Source organism: Beijerinckia sp. 28-YEA-48 (assembly GCF_900104955.1).
Lineage (GTDB): Bacteria > Pseudomonadota > Alphaproteobacteria > Rhizobiales > Beijerinckiaceae > Terripilifer.
Window position 1 is genome coordinate 2,127,617 of the sequence record NZ_FNSI01000001.1, and the last position, 20,479, is coordinate 2,148,095.

Sequence of the window (20,479 nt, forward strand, 5' to 3'; positions counted from 1 at the left end):
TCTTAAATGCAAAACGTCAGGCGCGCAGCGCCTTGGCGGCGCCGTTCGATGCGAAGCGATGGAAATGCGAGCCTTGGAAAAGGCGCGCGTCGATCAGGCGACGAACAGGGACGCCGCGGCCGCGCCAGCCATGACAACGACGGCGACGATCGCCAAGCCGCGCCACCAGACGGCGCGCTGAAGGCGCTGTGCCGACGGGTTGAAGTCGGGGCCGCAAACGAGCGCGTAGCCAGCCGCCTCCTCCGCTCTCTGCATGGAGCCGATCGTGACGCGGGGTGAGGAGCGCTTTGTCATCATGCAGCCAATCTTGCGCCGCGTCGCTTAACGCCACCTGAACGGCATCGATCCGGCGAGGGTTATTCCTCCTCATCCCCAACGAACCCTTGATCGCGTCTGCGACTGACGAAACGCGCCAGCCAGCTTGGCCAAACGCCGGCCAATTCATCCCGCTGTCACACGCGAAAACTAGAAGCGCTCCAAAGTATCCGTCTGATGGAGCCCCCTGTGTCCCAATCGAAACCTCTCTTCTCCTCAACCGCCCGCCTGCGCGAAAGCGAGGACATCGGCTCCAACACCTCGGAAAATCCGACCATCGGCGACATGATCGCCGCGCGGCTCAACCGCCGCGATCTGATGCGCGGCGCGCTGGCCGTTGGCGCCGTCAGCGCCACCCTGCCGATGCAGGTTCTGGCCCAGGCTCCGGCGGCGCCCAAAACCTCGTTCAACTTCACCGAGGTCGAAGCTGGCTCGGACGAAAAGCACCATGTCGCCGAAGGCTATGACGCCGACGTCCTGATCCGCTGGGGCGACCCGGTGCTGCCGGGTGCGCCGGCTTTCGACCCGGCCAAGCAGACCGCCGCCGGCCAGAAACTGCAGTTTGGCTACAACAACGATTATGTCGGCTATCTGCCCCTGCCCGGCGCCGATCCGTCCCAGCGCGGCCTGCTGGTGGTCAATCACGAATATACCAATGAAGAGCTGATGTTCCCCGGCCTCGGCGGCCGCCAGGAAATTAAGGCGGTGAACTTCGCCAATATCACCAAGGACCTCGCCGACATCGAAATGGCCGCCCACGGCGGCTCCGTGCTTGAGATCCAGCGCGTCAATGGCAAGTGGCAGGTCGTGCCCGGCTCGAAATATGCGCGCCGCATCACCGCCGACACGCCGATCGCCATCACCGGCCCCGCCGCCGGCGATGCCCGTATGAAGACGTCGGCTGATCCCGACGGCAAGACCGTGCTCGGCACGATCAACAATTGCTCGGGCGGCGTGACGCCGTGGGGCACGTGGCTGACCTGCGAGGAAAACTTCAACGGCTATTTCTGGGGCACCGCCGATGGCCACCCGGATGAGAAAGCGCTGAAGCGCTATGGCGCGCCGGGCAGCCAATATGCCTGGGGCAAATATTACGACCGTTTCGACATCGCCAAGGAGCGCAACGAGATCAACCGTTTCGGCTGGGTCGTCGAAATCGATCCGTTCGACCCGACCTCGACGCCGAAGAAGCGCACGGCGCTTGGCCGCGTCAAGCATGAAGCCGCCGCCGGCATCATGGCGCGCGATGGCCGCTATGTGGTCTACACCGGCGACGACGAACGCTTCGACTATGTCTACAAGTTCGTCACCGAAGGCCGTGTCGATCCGCAGAACCGCGCCGCCAACATGGACCTGCTCGATCGCGGCACGCTCTATGTCGCCAAATACAATGCGGACGGCAGCGGCGAATGGCTGCCGCTCATCCACGGCCAGGGCAAGCTGACCGCCGAGAACGGTTTTGCCAGCCAGGCCGATCTGCTGATCAACCTGCGCTTCGCCGGTGACGCCGTCGGCGCCACCAAGATGGACCGGCCGGAAGACGTGGAAGCCAATCCGACAACCGGCAAGGTCTATGTGATGTTGACCAACAACACGCGCCGCACCGAGGCCCAGATCGACGCCGCCAATCCACGGCCTAACAACCGCTTCGGCCATATCGTCGAAATGACGCCGGCCGATGGCGACCATGCCGCCACCGCTTTCCGCTGGGACATTCTGGTGAAGGCGGGCGACCACACCGTTGCCTCGACAGGCGCCAGCTTCAACCCGGCGACCACCAAGAACGGCTGGTTCGGCATGCCCGACAACCTTGCCGTCGATGGCCAGGGCCGGGTGTGGATCGCCACCGACGGCAATTCGCCGGCCAAGACCGGCCGCGCCGATGGCCTGTGGGCGATCGAAACCGAAGGTCCGCTGCGCGGCACGTCGAAGCACTTCTTCCGCGTGCCGGCGGGCGCCGAAATGTGCGGCCCGTTCTTCACGCCGAACGACGAAACCCTGTTCCTTGCCGTACAACACCCGGGCGAGGCGGACGAGGATGATCCGAAGGCGCCGCCAGCGACCTTCGAGCAGCCCGCCACCCGTTGGCCCGACTTCGCCGATGGGGTGCCGCCTCGCCCAGCCGTGGTCGTGGTGACCAAGAAAGGCGGCGGCAAAATCGCCGTCTGACCGACCCCGGCAGGGATCCGGCGCATTTTCTCCACGCCAACCGACATTGGCTCTACCGGAAAATGCTCCAACTTTTGAAGATGATAGCGGATGGCGGCCGACTGGCAGCCATCCGTTTTCGTTTTGTTCACTCCCGCTGGCGATTGGTGGCTTATATTGACGGCAATCGAATCAGGCATTGAGAAGCTCAGGCACATCACATGGCAGGCGGCGATCTGTTCGGAAACGCGGCACGTAAGATCAAGGTAGAAAAACCCGTGGCGAAGACGCCGAAGACACCCCCACCCGAAAAACCCCGTGGCAACGGCACGCCCGGCGAAGCGGATTACAACGCCTCCTCGATCGAAGTTCTCGAGGGGCTTGAGCCTGTCCGTCGCCGGCCCGGCATGTATATCGGCGGCACCGACGAAGCCGCCCTGCATCATCTCTTCGCCGAGGTGATCGACAACTCCATGGACGAGGCCGTCGCTGGCCACGCCACCTGGATCGACGTCGTCGTCGAAGAGGACGACTGGATCACCGTGACCGACAACGGCCGTGGCATCCCGGTCGATCCGCATCCGAAATTCCCGAAGAAGTCGGCGCTGGAAGTCATCATGACGACCCTGCATGCCGGCGGTAAGTTCGACAGCGGCGCCTACCAGACCTCGGGCGGTCTGCATGGCGTCGGCGTCTCGGTCGTCAACGCTCTCTCCGAGCGGCTTGAAGTCGAGGTGGCGAAGAACAAGCAGCTCTATACCCAGGCGTTCGAGCGCGGCCATGCGGTGACAAAGCTGGAAAATGTTGGCCCGACCGCCAATCGCCGCGGCACGAGAATCAGATTCAAGCCCGACCCGCAGATCTTTGGAAAGGCGATACATTTCCGCCCTGCCCGGCTGTTCCGGATGACGCGCTCGAAGGCCTATCTGTACGGCGGCGTCGAGATCCGCTGGCATTGCGCGCCATCGCTCTTGAAGGACGACTCCACCGTTCCCGCCGAGGCGACCTTCCACTTCCCCGGCGGTCTGCGCGACTATCTGGCGTCCGACATCGAAGGCAAGGAACTGGTCTCCGAACAGGGCTTCAACGGCAAGGTCGAGAAGCCGGGTGGCCATGGTTCGGTCGAATGGGCGGTGGCCTGGATGGCGGCCGAGGACGGCTTCGTCCATTCCTATTGCAACACCATCCCGACGCCAGACGGTGGCACTCACGAAGCGGGCCTGCGCACCGCCCTGTTGCGCGCGCTGAAGGATCATGCCGAGCGTATCGGCCAGTCGAAGCGCGCCGCGAATGTCACCGCCGACGACGTGATGAACACGGCGGCGGCGCTGATCTCGGTCTTTATCCGCGAGCCGGAATTCCAAGGCCAGAACAAGAGCCGGTTGATGACGACCGAAGCCTCGCGCCTGGTCGAGGGCGTGGTGCGCGACGCGTTCGACCATTGGCTGGCGGGAGCGCCGACCCAGGCGTTGAAACTGCTCGACTGGGCGGTGGAGCGCTCCGAGGAACGGTTGCGCCGGCGCGCCGAAAAGGACGTCGCCCGCAAGACCGCCGTGCGCAAACTGCGCCTGCCGGGCAAGCTCGCCGACTGCTCGAACACCTCGCTGGAAAACACCGAACTCTTCATCGTCGAAGGTGACTCGGCCGGTGGTTCAGCCAAACAGGCGCGCGACCGCGCCAGCCAGGCGATCCTGCCGCTGCGCGGCAAGATCCTCAACGTCGCCTCGGCGACGAAGGACAAGCTGTCGGCAAACCAGCAGCTCGCCGACCTCTCCCAGGCGCTCGGCTGCGGCACCGGCACCCATTACAAGCACACCGACCTGCGCTACGGCAAAGTGATCGTGATGACCGACGCCGACGTCGACGGCGCCCATATCGCTTCGCTGCTGATCACCTTCTTCTGGCGGCAGATGCCGAAACTGATCGAGAGCGGCCATCTCTTCCTCGCCGTGCCGCCGCTCTACAAACTGACCCAGGGCGCCAAGACGGCCTATGCCCGCAACGACAAGCACCGCGAGGAGCTGACCAAGAGCTTCTTCACCGGCAAGGGCAAGATCGAGGTCAGCCGCTTTAAAGGTCTGGGTGAGATGCTGCCGGCGCAGCTCAAGGAAACCACCATGGACCCGAAGAAGCGCATGCTGCTGAAGGTGATGGTGCAGCCCGAAGACAAGGAAGCCACGGCGGACTCGGTCGAGCGGCTGATGGGCAACAAGCCGGAAGCGCGCTTCACCTTCATCACGGAACGGGCAGAATTCGCTTCGACCGAAGGGCTCGATATCTAGAGCTGAGAAAGCGATTCAAGAGGCTGAGAATTTGATTCCGCTTATGGGTCGAAGCGACTGAAGCGGAATCGAATTTTCACAGCGGTCAGAGGTGCGCGTCATCTCCGGCAGGATGCATCAGCTGCCCAGTCCGTGTGGCGATCGCGGCTTCGTCTGTGCCATCGAGGAAGTGGCTGCGGTACGTGCCATCGGGTCCGATCAGATAGCTGATCGCGGTATGCGGCACCGCATAGCCATCGGGATCCTCGGCATCAGGCTTACGCTCGGCAAAGACGCGGAAGGCACGTTTGGCGGCATCGATATGTTCCGCCGTGCCGGTCAGTCCGGTGAAGCGCGGATGATTGCTGGCCAGATAGGCCTTCATCACAGCGGGCGTGTCGCGCGCCGGGTCGACGGTGATGTAGAGCGGCGCGAGCCGATCGCCCACATCAAGCCGATCGAGGGCGCCCGACAGCACGCCGAGGGCGCGCGGACAGACTACCCGGCAATGGGTGAAGCCGAAATAGACCAGCAGATAGCGACCACGATAGTCCGCCTCGCTCACGGCGCGACCATTATGGTCGACGAGAGAAAAGCGGGCGGTGATCATCGCTGCCATTCCATTTCGATCCGGAAGGCTTTGTCGGGATCGAAGCTGACCAGCAGGTCATCGCCTTCGCGACGGCCGTGCGAGGCGTCGCCTCCGATAACCTGCGCGGCATCGCCTCGGCTGAAGAGCGCGCCATCGATATGCAGCGTCCAATCGCCCCTGCCCCAGACATTGGCGAACGCCAGCGCGATCGGCCCCGACCGGGATCGGCCGCGCCGCCCGACGATCAACAATTTGGCCGCGGTTGAATCGTAGCGCGCGGCGCGCAAATCGAGCCCTTCCGGCATGTCGGTCAGCGCCGGCTCGGCGAAATGGGCGTCGCCCCAGGGGTTGTCGTAAAGCTGGCGCAGACCATCGGGCACGTTCAGCCGGGCATAGCCGAGCAAAACGTTGCCGGTGTGCGGGTCCATCGCGGCCAAGCGGCCTTGCGCGTCGAACCAACCGTCGCGACGGCGATAGTAGAAAGCGCCATCGTCCCATTCAGGCGTGAGGCACTGATCGGCATAGCCCAGCAGGCTATCGAGCGTGTCGCGATCGCCAACCTCGGACGCACACACCGCGCCCCAGCCATGATCATAGGCGGCCGTAAGCTCACGGCCATAGCCGGCGGGCGGAATGGACGGTTGGATCCAAAGCGTTCCGTCGGGACCGGGGCGCGTCCAATGCGCCATCTGCGCCGGATAATGCGTCTTCACGAATGCCGGATTCCAGGCATGCATCAATGAGGACGCCCAGAAATCCGCCCAAGCGAGCGGCGGTCGGCGCACCAGCGCGTGCTCCTTTTCCTGTACCAGGATGTTGTAATGGCCGGCTGGATCGACGATGCCGAAATCGGCCCAGGCGCGCTTGTAGCCCTCGGTCACCTCGGTCGCGGTATGGCCGCCATGAATGAGATCGTGCAGGCGGAAGCCCAGGATCGCGGGCTGGTTGCACACCTGGAACACGCAATTAGGCTCGCAGGCGATGCCGAGATAGCCCTTCTCGACCATCGTCCAATAAATATGCTCGTTGAGTGAGCGCTCATCATAGGCGAAAGCCTCGCCGCCATCGCCCCAGAAAAGCGGCTTGATCGCAAACGTCAGAGCGCCCGGCGTGGCATAGCGATCATCACGGAAAAGATAATGATAGAGCAAGGTCATCGACTGGATGTACGCGCTGTACATGATGTTGTCGGAGCCGACCGGATTCCATTGGTTCGGCAGCTTGCCGAGCGCTTTGTTGAGCGGGCCGTTCCCGGTGCTGACATAGTGCCAGTAGGTCCAGACATCCGGCGACAGCATCTTTTCGATCAGCTGCTGAAACGTGCGCCGAAACATCGCCGGCGCGGCCGGCAGCCGGTGGATGTGCGTAAGCGCCAGCGCATAGCTCATATAAGCGAGCTGGAAACGCAGCGCCCCGAAATCCTCCTGCATGGAACTGCGGCCCTGCATGCCTGACCAGTCATCGGGCAGGCGCGCGGCGAGATCGCGCATCCGGCGCAAATGCCCCGCCTCCTTGTCGCCAAGGGCGGGAGATGGCGATCCAGAAAGGTCGCGAGAGCCGTGCGGCGGGGTGTCCGTATTTCGCATACGTTGCGCCTCAAGCATCGCCCACCCTCCATAGTCGGACTTATTGGCGACACCCGTCAGAGCGATTGGATGCCTTGCCGGCCTTGGACATAAACTTATCCAAGTGTATGATAATCGTCAATATGGACATAAATAGTATAATTAGAAAGCGCCATGGAGCAGTTATCGAACCGAAAGGCTCCCATGAGCCGCGCCGAAATCGGCGAGCAACGCCGTTCCCGCATGCGGGAACGGCTGCTCGCCGCCAGCGCGAGGGTGATCGCCGAGCGTGGTCCCGAAAAGGTTACGATCGACGACTTCATCGCCGCGGCCGAGGTTTCGCGCGGCACCTTCTACAATCATTTTTCGACGCGCGAGGCATTACTGGAGGCCCTGTGGACCACCATCGGGCACGATCCGTTCGCTGAGATTCTGATCGCCTGCAAGACCATCTCCGACCCTGTCGAACACCTGTCCGCGGTGACGCGCCTGGTCTTGCGGCAAGCGGCCTCAAACCCGACCTGGGGTTGGCTCGTTGTCGCTCTTTCGGCCGAACGCGCGACCGTCAACGACGATCTTCGCGCTTACCCGGTGCCGGATCTGCGGGCGGGCGGAGCGGCGGGATTGTTTCATTACGACGATCTTGCCTGCGCCGCCGATCTTGTCGTGGGCACCGCCCGCTCCGGCCTTCAAGCCATACTGAAAGAGGGCCGCTCCCCGCATTATGCCGAAGCGATGAGTAAGATGCTGCTGTTGGCTCTTGGCGTCCCACAACCGGAAGCGCACCGCATCAGCCGCTTGACCATCCTGGCATCATCAACGGAAACGCACGGCCGTTGAGGCTGAGAATTTGATTCCGCTTATGGGTCGAAGCGACTGAAGCGGAATCGAATTTCGAAAGTCGGGTGGTCCCTCGGTGTCATCCCGGACAGCCGCGCAGCAGGTGATCCGGGACCCAGGGGCGACAAGCTCAATGGCCGCTATCGCGCGCCTGCTAGCACGACGCTCTCTTCATCCTACCACTCGCTCCTGGATCCCGGATCGCCTGCGGCGTCCGGGAAGACACTGAGGCTTCCGCGTCAGAGGTTGCTAAAACTGCCCCGCGATCGTCAGGCGCACCGCCAGCGGTTCAACCGGGTGGAAGTGGCGATCGGCGATACCGCCCGCCGGCTCGCCGGGCAGACGCGACGCGTAATAATAGTCGATCTGACTGGCCTTGGCGTTGAACAGGTTGAAGGCGTCGAGCTGCACGGAAATACCGTTGTCGAAACGATAGCCGACGCGCGCGTTGACCAGAGTGGTGGGGCGCGAGGCGACCGAATTGTCCTCGATCAACGGGCGCGGGCCGAAATAGCGCAGACGCAGTCCGCCGAACCAGCCGCGCGCCTCACCAAAATTCACACCCGCCGCCGCGATCACCGTCGGCGCGCCGGGGATATAGGGACCGACCGGATCGAAGTTGCGGAACCGGGCGTGCGACCAGGTGAAGTCCACATCGAAGGACAGCCAGGAACTGAACTTATAGTGGTTGGTGAATTCGACACCGTAGCGCCGGCTCGGCCGGCTGGCCTCCGTCGTACCGGCATCGCCGACGAAGAGATTTTCCGAAGCATAGTCGAGACCGAACAGACTGACCGAGGAATCGAGCCCTTCGATCAGCCGGGTGCGGACACCGACCTCGACACCGTTGGCGCGGACCAACAGCGGCGTGCGGGCCACCGGCGTCACCTTGTCGGAGGGATCGACGGTGATGGTGGAACCGCGCGCGTCATTGCTGTGGAAGCCGCGTCCGGCATTGAAGAAGAATTCCGTCTTGGCCCAGGGGCCGAGCACCAGGCCGAACTTCGGACTGACGATACCGTCGCGGACATAGCCGGAATTGACGAGCGTGTCGGAGCGGACGCGGGCGTCATAAAGGTCGCCACGCAGGCCGATGGAGGTGCGCAGCCAATCGGTCCACCGCACACGGTTCTCGCCATAAAAGGCCAGGCTGCCCTCGCGGACGCTGTCGTGACGCACGACATTGGTGGTGATGCGCTGAATGGTGTTTTCCAGGCCGACATTGATCTGGTCGAGGCGACCCTGGACGCCGAATTCGTTCTCCATCGGCAGACCGGCGATGACTGACTTGAACGTGTGGCTGGCGTTGAAACCGGTCACCGTGCGGCGGTCGAACTGGCGAAATTGATCGCCGTTTACAGGATCATCGAGATAGTAGGTGAAGTTATTGTAGAGATTCAGATTTGAGCGGATGACATAGGCGTTGACCCGGGTGTCGCTGTTGGCGTCCGAGCGGCTCCAGCGGCCCGATAGAGAGAGACGGCTGGCGTTGCCGCCATCGGTTGGGTCGAGCGTGCCGAAGCGGCCGATCAGCCCTTCAGCCACCGCGCGCTCGGGGATCTGATCGGTTGAGTTCCAGCGGTTGGAATAGGCCATGCCGGTGAGGGAGAAACCGTTGCTCTCGTCGCCCTGGCTGTAGCGGATGACGCCGTTGAACTTGCGCACCCGATCAGGCACCACCCACGGCCCGTTGTAGACATTGGCGTCGGCGGCGACGAGCAGATTGCCCTGCCCGACCTGGGTCGAGGTGATCCCCAAAGCACGGAAGTAGCCAAAACTTCCGATCGTTTTCTGGATGAGAGTCTTGTCGACCTTATCGATATAGGTGAGGTGCACCGCGCCAGCGGAGGCGAAGTCGCCTTCCTGGGCGAAGTAAGGCCCCTTACGCACATGCATCAGCCCGACCAGTTCGGGGATGATGAAATTGATATCGGCATAGCCCTGGCCATGGCCGTGGGTGCGCATATTGGCAGGCATGCCATCGACCGTGATGGCGATATCGGTGCCGTGGTCGAGATTGAAGCCGCGCAGGAAATATTGGTTGGCTTTGCCCTCCCCCGAATGCTGGGTGACGATCAGCCCCGGCGCCGCCTCCAAAATTTCGCCCGGCCGGGACAATGGCCGCGCCGCGAGGCGTTCCGCCGTAAACGTGCGTTCGCTGGAAGCCGTCGGCTGTTCGAAAGAACCGCCGCCGGCAACACCCGCGCCGGCGCGTCCGCCCGCTTGTTCGGCGATCACCTCGATTGTTGGGAGGGGGACTTCCTGAACCTGTTGAGCCTGTGCGGATACAATCGAAGCGGTGGCCCCCGCCACCAAGCAAATAATGCGCGCCCCCAAAACGTAAATCCTCCAGATATTCTCTATTGTTAATTTGTTCATACAAGCGATCAGTATGAAGTCAATCCGATAAGTTCATACATATTGATTGAGCTGTGCGGACGGGCGGCTTCAGCGTGAACCGGGCGTTTACCTTAACGGTCCACAAGAGCTCTGTTGTCTTGAGCCGGATTCGCCATGTCTGAGGAAATGTCTGAGGAAGCGCGTCTTAGATCATTCCGCCGCACGCTGCTTGCGATGGCCGCGGCTGTCGCCGTGGTCGCCACGGGCTTAGCCACCTATCTGGACCGCATATCCAGCGGCAACGATCATATCGCCGTGGCCACCCCCTCGCCCCGCCTGTCCCCGTCCGAGCGAGCCCGGGCCTCGCCCCGGGCGCTGCGAATCGACATGACCCCGACCGGATCGATCCCCACGGACACCCCGCGTTTCAAGAATGTAATCAGCAACCCGTCGGCGGGAATGCCGCAATAACAGGCAAGTCAAGCGCTTGCCTTAATTGCAGATTGACATTCGGCCAAAAATCCCTATGTGAAGGGTCGAGCGTAGAGAAGCCCGCGCGTGCCCTCCGCCGGTTCCGCCGCAACGAGTGTGGCGAAATAAATCCTATCAGAACGCGCCTTTTGCCGGCCTCCGGGATCGAATTGCGCTCGAATGCGCCCCGGTCTCCATATGGACACAGTCCGTTCGAAGGACACACTACGTGACCCTAAAAGTTTCGGCCGCCAAACACCAATAGGCCCTTATTACCAATGACATTCAAAGATACCGGACTTACCGAAAAGGTCCTCGCAGCGGTTGAAGCCGCCGGTTACACAGAACCCACGCCGATCCAGGCCAAAGCCATCCCGCAAGCCCTCGCCGGCCGTGACATTCTGGGCATCGCCCAGACGGGCACCGGCAAAACCGCCGCCTTCACCCTGCCGATGCTCAGCCGGCTGGAATCGGGCCGCGCCAGAGCGCGCATGCCGCGCACGCTCATCCTCGAACCGACCCGTGAATTGGCCGCCCAAGTTGAAGAAAGCTTCATCAAATACGGCGTCAATCACAAGCTGAACGTGGCGCTGCTCATCGGCGGCGTCTCCTTCGGCGACCAAGAAACCAAGATCATGCGCGGCGCTGACGTGCTGATCGCCACGCCGGGCCGGCTCCTCGATTTCCATGAACGCGGCAAGCTGCTGCTGACCGGCATCGAGATCCTCGTCATCGACGAAGCCGACCGCATGCTCGACATGGGGTTCATTCCCGACATCGAGAAGATCTGCAAGCTGGTGCCCTTCACCCGGCAGACACTGTTCTTCTCCGCCACCATGCCGCCGGAAATCACCCGGCTCACCGAACAATTCCTGCAAAATCCCGTGCGCATCGAAGTGGCGCGCGTCGGCACCACCGCCGAGAACATCACCCAGGGGCTCGTCGCCTCGCATGGTGGTGGCGCCAAGCGCGAAACGCTGCGCCAGTTGCTGCGCAACGCCGACAACTTCAAGAACGCCATCATCTTCGCCAACCGCAAGCGCGACGTGGCGATCCTGCATAAATCGCTCACCAAGCACGGCTTCTCCACCGGCGCCCTGCATGGCGACATGGATCAGCCGGCGCGCATGGCCTCGCTCGACGCTTTCAAGCGCGGCGATGTCAGCCTGCTCGTCTGCTCGGACGTCGCGGCCCGCGGTCTCGACATTCCCGATGTGAGCCATGTGTTCAACTTCGACGTGCCGATGCATGCCGATGATTACGTCCACCGCATCGGCCGCACCGGCCGCGCCGGTAAGTCGGGCACGGCGATCTCGATCGTCACCAACGCCGACGAAAAGTATATCGACGACATTCGCAAGCTCATCAAAATCGACCTGAACTGGATGGGCCCGAAGCTCAACGAACTCGGCGACGCGCCGATCGATGAGGAGCGTCCGCGTCGTGGACGTGAACGCAGCGGCAGCCGCAGCCGTGGTGAGGGTGGCCGTGGCGAGGGGCGCGACCGTCGTCGTGGTGGCGAACGCAGCGAGCGTCCCGCCCGCGCCCATGCCCCGACCGAACCGATCGCGCAGACCGATGCCGTTGAGGCCGTTGGTGGCGCCCCCGCCGAGGCGGCACCGCGCCGCCAGCGCGAAGATGGCCGCCGCAACAGCCGTGGTGGCGAGCGTGGTCCGCGCCGCGAACAGCCGGCGCGCGAAGAACGCGCTGCCCCGCAAGAGAAGCGCGCCCAAGAGCGTCACACTCAAGAACGTCACGAACGTCCCGCCCAGGACCGTTCCGAGCGACGCCCGCGTCGCGACGATGATCTTGGCCCGTCTTTCGTTGGCCTTGGCGATCACGTGCCGTCGTTCCTGCTGCGCCCCGTGCGCCGTCCGGCCCGGCCGCAAGCACAGGCTCAGGCCGCCACCGCCGAGGAATAAGCGGCTCATCTTGCAGAATGAACGAAGGGGCCTTAGCGGGCCCCTTTTTTAATTGTGCCGTTTCGCACAGATCGGCCCGTATCGACATGCGTCTATGGCATGCGGCAATGCCTCGTGGATTAGGGTATGGCCAGAGGAGAGTTAGCGATGAAGCTGTTGTCAGGACTTTTGCTCGCCGCTGCCCTTACGCAGCTTGCTCCCGCTTTCGCCCAGGCGCCGAAGAAAGCCGTCGCCTCCCCTGCTTTGCAACAAGAGTTCGATGGCTTCATTGCAAAATTTCGTGCAGCGTTGAAAGCTAATGACTCCACCGCTGTCGCCGGCATGACGCGCCTGCCGTTCGAGGAAAGCCGCGACATCGCGCAGTTCCGCGCCAAAGCCTACCCGGCCAATTTCACGAGCAAAAATCGCACGTGCCTGCAGCGCGGCAAGACTGTCTATGATCGCGACCAGCTCAACAACGACAATTACTTCATCTTCTGCGGCAACAGCATCTTCGTCTTCACCAAGACGCCGTCAGGTTTCCTGTTCACGGACGTCGGCGCCAACGATTAGGCAAATCGCGTTTCAATAGAACGCAATTTGCCCAGATCCTTTGACGCGTCTTTGTGGCGTCGGCTCAGTCAAACGCTCTGATCGGCGATCCTATTTCAACGCCGCTTTAGCCTTCTCGATATCCTCTTTCGGCGTCGCATAGATTTCTTCCACCAGCTTCTGCACGCGCTCGCCCGAGACCGCGTCGATATCGAGCTGCAGCTTCTTGGCTTCGGCCAACAGTTCCGGATCCTTCATCGAGGCATCGAAAGCGGCGCGATAGGCGGCGATAATATCGGCCGGCACGCCCGGCGGCAGCACATAGGGGCGGCCAAATTCGAGCTGGCTGAAGATGACCGACAACACACGCCGATCGGCATCGTTCTTGACCGAGGCCCACATATTCGGCACGCCGCGCCGGTTCAGCTCCGGATCGCCCTCGGGCGAAGAGAGCTGCGCCAGAATGCGAACCTGGTTGTTGTCGAGCCAGCGCGGATAATTGGTGATGAAGCTCGACCACTGAATGCCGCAGAGACCTTGGGTCTCGCCGCGTTCCATGGCCAGTGCCGCATCCTGCGAGCCGGGATAGCCGGTGATGAGTTTGAACTTGGTGCCCAGCACATTGTTCAGCACGGTCGGATACTGGCGGATGGACGAGGTGATGCCCGATGTGCCGATGATCAGCTCTTTACTGAACATATCCTCGAATGTCTTGATGTCCGACGTGTGCCAGGCGACGCAAATGCTCGTTTCTTTGTTGGCGCTGCCGACGAACGAGAATTTGCGCGGGTCGAACCGGGCCTGCGCTTCTTCGCCGATCAGCGGATCCATGATCGCGCCCATGAACAGCGCGCCAAAGGTCGAGCCGTCTTTCGGCGCCTTGCTGTAGAGATAGTTGGCGGCGATCAGGCTGCCGGCGCCGTCCATATTACGTGCGACCACATGGGGCTTGCCCGGCAAATGCTGGCCGAAGTAACGGCTGAGCAAAGTCGCGTAGATCGCATAGCCGCCACCGGCACGGGAGCCGACGATGAAATCGACCTGGCGGCCGGTGAAGAATTTTTCCGCCGTGGATTGCGCCGAGGCTGGTTGCGCCAGAGCGCCACCGGCAAAGACGGAAGCCAGCAGAATGGCGATCATGCCGGACAATCGTCGGTTCACAGACAACATGTGCGTTCTCCCCCGGGCGCGCTATGGCACGCTTGTTTCGTTGGTTATGCGCGCGATGGCGCGTTCGTAATAGGTCTCGTCGACATAGGCCTTGGTGTCTTCAAACTTGGCGTCGCGCCCTTCCGTTTCGGCGCGCACATCGAGCATGGCGCGAAAGCCGGCCCAGTTGAGGCGTGCCTGCGGCGCAAAGCCGGAGGCTGGATCGCACAGCCGCCGATAGGTCGCTTCCGCTACATCCCCGGCGATGGCGAGCCGCTCACGCAACAGGCGCTGTGCCGTTGCCGCATTGCCTGGCTCGCGCAACCAATCGAGCGCCGCGACATAGCCCTGAACGTAGCGCTCGATGAGCGATCCTGACTTCTGCGCGAAGGATCGCTGCGCAAAGGCGCCGCCGGCCTGATAGGGACCGACGAGATCATCGAGACGCCCGAGGCTGTGCATGCCGCCCAAAATCGCCTCCGCCGAGAAGGGCGGATTGAGAATGGCGCCGGCAAGCTGCCGATCCTTCGCCAGAGCGCGCAGGCGCTTGCCGCCATTGCCGACGGCGCGCAGTTCGTAATCGTGTCCGTAACGCAGACCATGCGCCGCCAGCACTTTGCGCAGCAAAAGCGCATAGGCCGTATCGGGGGAATCAACCGCCAGCACCCGCCCCCGCAGATCGCGCGGCGAACGGATGTCCTGGCGAACGATGAAATCGTTCATGCCACCTTCGCCACCCATCAGGATGACGACGTCATGGCCGGCCTTGATCATCGCCAGCGCATTGTCGATCGCGGCCTGCACGATATCGATGCTGCCTGAAGCCAGCCCTTCGCGCTGCTCGCGCGAACTGCCGGTCTCGTGCACGGCGAGATCGAGCGATCGGGCCGCGAAAATCCCCTGCTCGACGCCGGCCCAGAGCGGCAGCGCCTTGGCGTTGGGAAACGTGCTGACGACCAGACGGTCCACGGGCATCAATCTCCTCAACGCTGCCGTGGGTCGACGAGTGGCGGCGCGATCTTGATGTTGAGGCGCTTCGATTCCGCTTCCGAGAAATCCTCGTCCGACTTCAAGCCGGCGGCGCGAATGCCAGCGATGGCGCAGATATCGTCGACCTCGTTGACATCGCCGGTGACGCCGATGGCGCCGATGACCTCGCCGAACTCATCGCGGATGAGCTGTCCGCCCGCTTCCAGAAAAATCTGTCCGTCGCTGAGATCGCGCAGCGTGTCCATGAACGGCGGCTTCTCGCGCGACTTCTGCAGCACCATGCGCGACGAGCGGTTGAGCGCCAAAGCGCCGAAAGCCTTGCCGCGCGCGATCTCGAAACGCATCATGGAGGCGCCGTCCTGCTTCAGGAAAGCTTTTACACGGCCGCCCGCGTCCAGCACGATGGCCGCCAGCGCATAGGCCTCCATCTCCTCGGCCTTCTTGAAAGTATTCAGAATAATGGACAGCGACTGGTCCATGGTGATGCCGCGCATCCTGCTTCCCTCGACGTTCTGGCTGGGCTGAAACGAGGGCCACCATCGATGCCGCTACGACATGAATCAAATGGTTTATTTTTGAGCATGAATGAATTAAATTCATGACTGGAGCTTCCGCCAATCCGCTCCGGGAACCCGTCATGAAAATCGATCTGCTCGGCCTGGAAGCCTTTGTCGGCGTGGCCGAACTCGCCTCGTTCACGCGGGCAGCCGAACATCTCAACCTGTCGCAAACCGCGATCAGCCATCGCGTCAAAAAGCTCGAGGGCAGCCTGGGCGTGCAGCTGTTCCGGCGCTCGCACCGCGATGTCGTGCTGACCGATGAGGGCGCGACGCTGCTGCCCAAGATCAAAGGCATGCTCGCGGGCATGGACGCCGAACTGGAACGGGTTCGCACTCAGGCCGTGGTCAAGCGGCAGAAGCTATCGCTTGCCTGCCTGCCAACCATCGCCATGGATCTGCTGCCCCAAGCGCTGCGGATCTTCGATGCGCGCCATCCCGATGTCACCGTCAGCGTCGTCGATACCTCGGCCAACGAGATCGGCGCGCTGGTCGCCAATGGCACCGTCGAATTCGGCCTGACCATTATCGCCGCCGGCAATCATGATCTGGTGACCGAGACATTGTTCAGCGAAGATTATGTGGCGGTGTGCCCGGCGAGCCATGCTTTCGCCAAGCGCAAGCAGATTACTTGGGGCGACCTCGTCAAAGAGAAGCTCATTCGCGTCAATCCGCAGACGGCCAATCGCTTCATCGTCGATCAAGCCCTCGGCAATCGCAGCGAGACGCCGAACTGGGCTTATGAGGTGCAGCACACGATCACGGCCTTCCGGCTGGTGCGCGAAGGTCTTGGGCTGACGATCATGCCGCAAAGCGCGGTGGATGCGCTGAACGCCAAGGATGTCGCCATCCTGCCGCTCAGCCGCCCGCGCATCTCCCGCACCATCGGCATTCTGTCGCGCCGCAACGTCGCGCTCTCGCCGCTGGCGCGCGACCTTTGCGCCGTGTTCAAGGAACCGCGCCGTTAAGTCGATGCTCTAGAAGTTCGCGGTCAGGAATGCCCGCACGCTGCGCCCCGGCATCAATACCTCGTCCTTGCGGAACGACACGTGATTGCGCATTTGCACGTTCAGAAGATTGCTGCCGACGAGCCCGAACGTGATCTCGCGGAGCCAGGAAGACTCCGGCTTATAGCGATAGGTCAGTTCGGCATTGAGCAGATTATAGCCTGGCGTCGGCGTTTCATTGGCCGCGATCGTCCGCTGCGCGAAGGCGCGAATGTAGTTGGTGCGTGCAAACCAATTGTCCGAGCGCCAGAAAACACCGCCGCCGAGACGCTGCGGCGGAATGCGAGGCACCGCCATGCCATTGGCGAAACGGGCCCGCACCACATCATACTGGCCCTCGACACCCCACTGCCCTGCGCCAAGCTCTCCGACGTCATATTGCGCCTTCACTTCAAAGCCACGAAACGTCGCGTCCTGCTGGCCATAGACAATCTGTTTGAGATCGCCGGGAATGATGCCCGGCACGCAGGTGGCGAACGTATCGACGCAACTGTTGCCGGTGAGGCGCTTGTAGATGAAGCCGGTGAACGCGGTCTGGTAGAGCGATGCATCGAAGCGCAACGGACCGACCGCACGGCGCAAGCCAATCTCGATTGTCTTGCCGATTTCCTTGGTCAGGTTCGGATTGCCGATATCGAACGTGCCGGGCGCATCATGCGCGCCTTTCGAGGCAAGCTCGTTGATGCGCGGCGCGCGCTGCGCATAGGTCACGGTGGCGGACGCGACAAAGTCGAGTGGCAGGTCTTGCAGAATGCCAAAGCTGGCGCTCATCGGCGTGAACTGCTTGGAGATCCCAAATTCTGTCGGCATCCCTGAAGCGCCGAGGTAATCGCCGGGGAATGTCGCCGCCGTGCCTTTGATAGACGCATGTTCGACACGACCAGCCAGCTGCAGGCGGGTCGTCTCGGTGACGCTCAGCGTTCCAAACGCATAGGCAGCAAGCGATTTCGTGGTGGACGGCGCCAGAAGCGCCGCCTCGCCCGTGGCCGAAACCTCCTGCATGCCAGCCTGAACGCCGGTCGCGATCGAGAGTTCGCCCAGGCTCGTCGCCAGGGGCTGAAACAGCACTTCGGTGCGCGTTTCCAATTCCTTGTTGCGGAAGGTGAGATTGGTGCCAAAGCCGCCAAACGGCTGCAGGCCGTTCTCGTCATGGCTATAGAGCGAGCCACCGGCCCAAAACCGGATCGCTTCGATCACTGATGCCTCCGGCCGCAGCTCGCCGCGCAGCGAGAGTTTCGTCTGCTCCATATCGATGCGGGAGCGATCGACATAGGAAGACAAGCCGGGGATGCCATAGAGACTTTTCGTGCGGCTGACATTGGCGCCGACAAAGCCATTGTCGAAGAAATAAGAGCCGCCGAGCGAGAAGCCGTGAGTATTGGTGAAGCTGTTGAACTGTCGGCCGAGCGGCGTCTGATAGTCTTGCGTGCGTCGGGCAAAGCCATCGTAATGCACGGCGAACTGCCCTTGCCGCATAGTGACGCTCTGGCCTGCTTCAACACCGCGATCGACCGACGTGACCCCGAGGCGGGTTTGGCCGGTCACACCCTCGGGCGTCGAGGGCAAGGGAATGCGATTGTTGACGGCGCTGACGACACCGCCGATCGCGCCCGAACCAAAGCGCAGCGAGGCCGGCCCGCGAATGACTTCGATCTGCTGGATGGCCATCGGGTCCACCGGGACGGCATGGTCTTCGCCGAGATCCGAGGCGTCTTGGACGCCGACGCCATTTTCCTGGATGCGGACGCGATAGGTGTCGAGCCCGCGGATGATCGGCCGCGAGGCACTGCCCGGCGCGAAGCCTGATGTGGTGATCCCCGGCTGAAACTGCAGCTGGTCGCCGAGCGTCCGGCCGGCGTTGCGCTCGACTTCGTCCCGGCTCACCACGGTCACCGGAACGAAAGTGCCCTCGACGACCGTGAGCTTGCCTTGATCGTCCTTGCCATCGCCCTCGCGCGACGACAGCCGCCCGGCTTCGATGACGATTTCGGGGAGCTGCACGCTTTGCGCCCAGGCCGGCTCCATCATCGGGGTCATCAGCGTTGAAAGCAGCAGTGCTTTTTCAGGCCTGAAATGACGACAAAAACGCGAAAGCTTCTGCACATCCTCACAACGAAACGACACGCCCCTCACACAGACCTCCTTTGGCAAGCGCGGCGAATGTAGCCAAAGCTACATTTAAGCGTCAATGCATCAAATTAGAGTCTGAGCGTTATTTTGGAGCTTAGGCCAAAATGCCTCATCCGTGGGACTACGGAAAGAACTCAGGGGGCTAGAGTATTTCGCTGCGTCATTGCGAGGAGCGCAGCGACGAAGCAATCCAGGGGCATGTGCTGAAACGGCAAGAAATGCCTGTGGCCCTGGATTGCTTCGCTGCGCTCGCAATGACGGTCACCAATGTTCCGTCAAAGCATGAAGCGCTCTAGCGCGTGGTGCCCGAGGCGGCTTTCCGCTTTTTCGGAACGGCCTTCTTCGACGCGATCTTCTTCGCTACAGCCTTCTTCGGCGCGACTTTCTTGGCGCTACCGGCGCGACGCGCCGCGGCAAAGCCCAGCGCCGCCCAGTGCTTCAGCACTTCGTCATCGTCATAGGCCGTGGCCGGCAGCAGGTAATAAGACATCGAGTGTTGCCGACCGTGCTTGGTCTCATAGGTAAAGGCCGGCAGGCTCGCGGCCTCGAACTGCGGCAGGCTCTCCGCATCGACCTTGAGATAGACTTCGCCGCCGGCTTCCAGCGCGAACATCAGGCCATCGGCATAAATGCCGTGGCCGCCAAACATGCGCTTGATGGCGACGGGGCCAAAGGGACGGAACAGATCTTCGAGTTCCGTCTGCCCTGACATGGTCAGTCGTCGAGCTTGGCCGGCGTCAGCGCGACGCTCTCGCCACAGCCGCAGGCCGAGGTCTGGTTGGGATTGTTGAAGACGAAGCCTGACGACAGCTTGTCGATCTTGAAATCCATTTCAGTGCCGAGGAGGAACAGCACCGCTTTGGGATCGACGATGACCTTGACGCCCTTGGCCTCGACCACTTCGTCGAAACGGCCAATCTCGTTGGTCCAATCCATCGTGTAAGACATGCCGGCGCAACCGCCGTTCTTAACGCCGACGCGCAGAGCGGCCACCGGCGTTTCAGCTTGGATCATGATCTCGCGAACGCGCTCGGCAGCGGCGTCCGTCAATGTCATCACCTTGGGTCTCGGCCTCGCGGCCACTGTTGCATTCACCATTTCATCCTCCGGCCGGGTTCAAGGCCCGGGGAAAGAATCTCACGCTTAATATAGGGAGCCATTGAGCCGATGTCAGGGCCTATGATTTAGACCTTTCATCGTTCAAAACTGCCCCTCACCACATATCGAGGGCGACTTTGGCCTCGTCCGACATGCGGCTCTGATCCCAAGCCGGATCGAAAACCATCGAGACATTGACGCCGGACACGCCGTTCACGGTCGAGACCGCATCCTCGACCCATTTCGGCATTTCACCAGCCACCGGGCAGCCCGGCGCCGTCAGCGTCATGTCGATCTCGACCTGGCGGCTTTCACCCACCGCCACTTTATAGATCAGGCCAAGTTCGTAGATATCGACCGGGATTTCCGGGTCGAACACGGTTTTCAACGCCGCAATGATATCCTCGGTGAGCCGCTCCAGCTCTTCCGGCGGGATGCCCGGATCGAGCGTCAGATCCGGCCGGTTCGGCTGGTCTTCGCTGTCCTGCTTCTGGGCGGGCAAGGTATTGGTCATCGGACACCTTCTGCGAGCAGATCTACTATAAAAATAAGGCTTTCTAAGA

18 protein-coding genes are annotated in these 20,479 nt (G+C 62.1%); 7 read left to right on the forward strand and 11 right to left on the reverse strand.

The window, feature by feature from the left end:
* Positions 1-93: 93 nt before the first annotated feature.
* Positions 94-297 carry a hypothetical protein gene (locus BLW50_RS10065; RefSeq protein WP_090701155.1) on the reverse strand — a complete coding sequence of 68 codons (204 nt, stop codon included), beginning with the start codon at positions 295-297 and terminating at the stop codon, positions 94-96.
* A 207-nt stretch (positions 298-504) separates the two neighbouring features.
* Between BLW50_RS10065 and BLW50_RS10070 the strand changes: the two genes are divergently transcribed.
* Both BLW50_RS10070 and parE read left to right on the forward strand, forming a co-directional pair.
* Positions 505-2,484: a PhoX family protein gene (locus BLW50_RS10070; RefSeq protein WP_244544191.1), complete on the forward strand. Its 1,980-nt coding sequence runs from the start codon at positions 505-507 to the stop codon at positions 2,482-2,484.
* Positions 2,485-2,684: 200 nt separating this feature from the next.
* Positions 2,685-4,745, forward strand: coding sequence for a DNA topoisomerase IV subunit B (gene parE / locus BLW50_RS10075; RefSeq protein ID WP_090701163.1), 2,061 nt, complete (start codon positions 2,685-2,687; stop codon positions 4,743-4,745).
* Between the two features lie 85 nt (positions 4,746-4,830).
* Here the strand turns inward: parE and BLW50_RS10080 are convergent, their stop codons facing one another.
* Positions 4,831-5,343: an SCO family protein gene (locus tag BLW50_RS10080; protein WP_090701167.1), complete on the reverse strand. Its 513-nt coding sequence runs from the start codon at positions 5,341-5,343 to the stop codon at positions 4,831-4,833.
* Positions 5,331-6,902, reverse strand: a complete 1,572-nt coding sequence (locus BLW50_RS10085) for a linalool dehydratase/isomerase domain-containing protein (protein WP_139267552.1) — start codon at positions 6,900-6,902, stop codon at positions 5,331-5,333. The genes BLW50_RS10080 and BLW50_RS10085 overlap by 13 nt, the downstream gene beginning before the upstream one ends.
* 183 nt (positions 6,903-7,085) lie before the next feature.
* Here BLW50_RS10085 and BLW50_RS10090 point away from each other — a divergent pair, with 183 nt between their 5' ends.
* Complete coding sequence (locus BLW50_RS10090) at positions 7,086-7,721, forward strand: TetR/AcrR family transcriptional regulator (protein ID WP_244544192.1); 636 nt, start codon at positions 7,086-7,088, stop codon at positions 7,719-7,721.
* A gap of 249 nt (positions 7,722-7,970) precedes the next feature.
* Here BLW50_RS10090 and BLW50_RS10095 read toward each other — a convergent pair whose 3' ends face one another.
* Positions 7,971-9,956, reverse strand: a complete 1,986-nt coding sequence (locus tag BLW50_RS10095; RefSeq protein ID WP_244544459.1) for a TonB-dependent receptor — start codon at positions 9,954-9,956, stop codon at positions 7,971-7,973.
* A 279-nt stretch (positions 9,957-10,235) separates the two neighbouring features.
* Between BLW50_RS10095 and BLW50_RS10100 the strand changes: the two genes are divergently transcribed.
* From BLW50_RS10100 to BLW50_RS10110, 3 genes are all read left to right on the forward strand, one after another.
* Positions 10,236-10,532, forward strand: coding sequence for a hypothetical protein (locus BLW50_RS10100; protein ID WP_090701183.1), 297 nt, complete (start codon positions 10,236-10,238; stop codon positions 10,530-10,532).
* 278 nt (positions 10,533-10,810) lie between these two features.
* Positions 10,811-12,454 carry a DEAD/DEAH box helicase gene (locus BLW50_RS10105; RefSeq protein ID WP_090701187.1) on the forward strand — a complete coding sequence of 548 codons (1,644 nt, stop codon included), beginning with the start codon at positions 10,811-10,813 and terminating at the stop codon, positions 12,452-12,454.
* Positions 12,455-12,601: 147 nt separating this feature from the next.
* Positions 12,602-13,006 carry a hypothetical protein gene (locus BLW50_RS10110; protein ID WP_090701190.1) on the forward strand — a complete coding sequence of 135 codons (405 nt, stop codon included), beginning with the start codon at positions 12,602-12,604 and terminating at the stop codon, positions 13,004-13,006.
* Between the two features lie 90 nt (positions 13,007-13,096).
* Here BLW50_RS10110 and BLW50_RS10115 read toward each other — a convergent pair whose 3' ends face one another.
* From BLW50_RS10115 to BLW50_RS10125, 3 genes are read right to left on the reverse strand one after another with little or no spacing between them, the layout of a single operon-like run.
* Positions 13,097-14,155 carry a Bug family tripartite tricarboxylate transporter substrate binding protein gene (locus BLW50_RS10115; protein ID WP_139267553.1) on the reverse strand — a complete coding sequence of 353 codons (1,059 nt, stop codon included), beginning with the start codon at positions 14,153-14,155 and terminating at the stop codon, positions 13,097-13,099.
* A 21-nt stretch (positions 14,156-14,176) separates the two neighbouring features.
* Positions 14,177-15,103, reverse strand: a complete 927-nt coding sequence (locus tag BLW50_RS10120) for an ABC transporter substrate-binding protein (protein ID WP_170850088.1) — start codon at positions 15,101-15,103, stop codon at positions 14,177-14,179.
* Positions 15,104-15,117: 14 nt separating this feature from the next.
* Positions 15,118-15,618: a GlcG/HbpS family heme-binding protein gene (locus BLW50_RS10125; protein WP_090701202.1), complete on the reverse strand. Its 501-nt coding sequence runs from the start codon at positions 15,616-15,618 to the stop codon at positions 15,118-15,120.
* 143 nt (positions 15,619-15,761) lie between these two features.
* Here BLW50_RS10125 and BLW50_RS10130 point away from each other — a divergent pair, with 143 nt between their 5' ends.
* The gene (locus BLW50_RS10130) at positions 15,762-16,649 is read left to right on the forward strand and encodes a LysR family transcriptional regulator (protein WP_170850089.1); all 888 of its coding nucleotides are present in this window, start codon (positions 15,762-15,764) and stop codon (positions 16,647-16,649) included.
* A gap of 9 nt (positions 16,650-16,658) precedes the next feature.
* Here the strand turns inward: BLW50_RS10130 and BLW50_RS10135 are convergent, their stop codons facing one another.
* The 4 genes from BLW50_RS10135 to BLW50_RS10150 form a co-directional block, all read right to left on the reverse strand.
* Complete coding sequence (locus BLW50_RS10135) at positions 16,659-18,716, reverse strand: TonB-dependent receptor (RefSeq protein WP_244544193.1); 2,058 nt, start codon at positions 18,714-18,716, stop codon at positions 16,659-16,661.
* Between the two features lie 394 nt (positions 18,717-19,110).
* A complete protein-coding gene (locus tag BLW50_RS10140; protein WP_090701210.1) occupies positions 19,111-19,530 on the reverse strand; it encodes a TfoX/Sxy family protein in 420 nt (139 codons plus the stop codon).
* 2 nt (positions 19,531-19,532) lie between these two features.
* A complete protein-coding gene (locus BLW50_RS10145) occupies positions 19,533-19,916 on the reverse strand; it encodes a HesB/IscA family protein (RefSeq protein ID WP_244544194.1) in 384 nt (127 codons plus the stop codon).
* 115 nt (positions 19,917-20,031) lie between these two features.
* On the reverse strand, positions 20,032-20,430 hold the full coding sequence (locus tag BLW50_RS10150; protein WP_090701215.1) for an SUF system Fe-S cluster assembly protein: 399 nt from the start codon (positions 20,428-20,430) through the stop codon (positions 20,032-20,034).
* Positions 20,431-20,479 lie beyond the last annotated feature (49 nt).

Bases quoted from the DNA above. Each gene is read 5' to 3' on its own strand.
- BLW50_RS10065 (WP_090701155.1), bottom strand. From the start codon at position 297: ATGATGACAAAGCGCTCCTCACCCCGCGTCACGATCGGCTCCATGCAG.
- parE (WP_090701163.1), top strand. From the start codon at position 2,685: ATGGCAGGCGGCGATCTGTTCGGAAACGCGGCACGTAAGATCAAGGTA.
- BLW50_RS10080 (WP_090701167.1), bottom strand. From the start codon at position 5,343: ATGGCAGCGATGATCACCGCCCGCTTTTCTCTCGTCGACCATAATGGT.
- BLW50_RS10085 (WP_139267552.1), bottom strand. From the start codon at position 6,902: ATGCGAAATACGGACACCCCGCCGCACGGCTCTCGCGACCTTTCTGGA.
- BLW50_RS10090 (WP_244544192.1), top strand. From the start codon at position 7,086: ATGAGCCGCGCCGAAATCGGCGAGCAACGCCGTTCCCGCATGCGGGAA.
- BLW50_RS10100 (WP_090701183.1), top strand. From the start codon at position 10,236: ATGTCTGAGGAAATGTCTGAGGAAGCGCGTCTTAGATCATTCCGCCGC.
- BLW50_RS10105 (WP_090701187.1), top strand. From the start codon at position 10,811: ATGACATTCAAAGATACCGGACTTACCGAAAAGGTCCTCGCAGCGGTT.
- BLW50_RS10110 (WP_090701190.1), top strand. From the start codon at position 12,602: ATGAAGCTGTTGTCAGGACTTTTGCTCGCCGCTGCCCTTACGCAGCTT.
- BLW50_RS10115 (WP_139267553.1), bottom strand. From the start codon at position 14,155: ATGTTGTCTGTGAACCGACGATTGTCCGGCATGATCGCCATTCTGCTG.
- BLW50_RS10125 (WP_090701202.1), bottom strand. From the start codon at position 15,618: ATGCGCGGCATCACCATGGACCAGTCGCTGTCCATTATTCTGAATACT.
- BLW50_RS10130 (WP_170850089.1), top strand. From the start codon at position 15,762: ATGAAAATCGATCTGCTCGGCCTGGAAGCCTTTGTCGGCGTGGCCGAA.
- BLW50_RS10135 (WP_244544193.1), bottom strand. From the start codon at position 18,716: ATGATGGAGCCGGCCTGGGCGCAAAGCGTGCAGCTCCCCGAAATCGTC.
- BLW50_RS10140 (WP_090701210.1), bottom strand. From the start codon at position 19,530: ATGTCAGGGCAGACGGAACTCGAAGATCTGTTCCGTCCCTTTGGCCCC.
- BLW50_RS10145 (WP_244544194.1), bottom strand. From the start codon at position 19,916: ATGGTGAATGCAACAGTGGCCGCGAGGCCGAGACCCAAGGTGATGACA.
- BLW50_RS10150 (WP_090701215.1), bottom strand. From the start codon at position 20,430: ATGACCAATACCTTGCCCGCCCAGAAGCAGGACAGCGAAGACCAGCCG.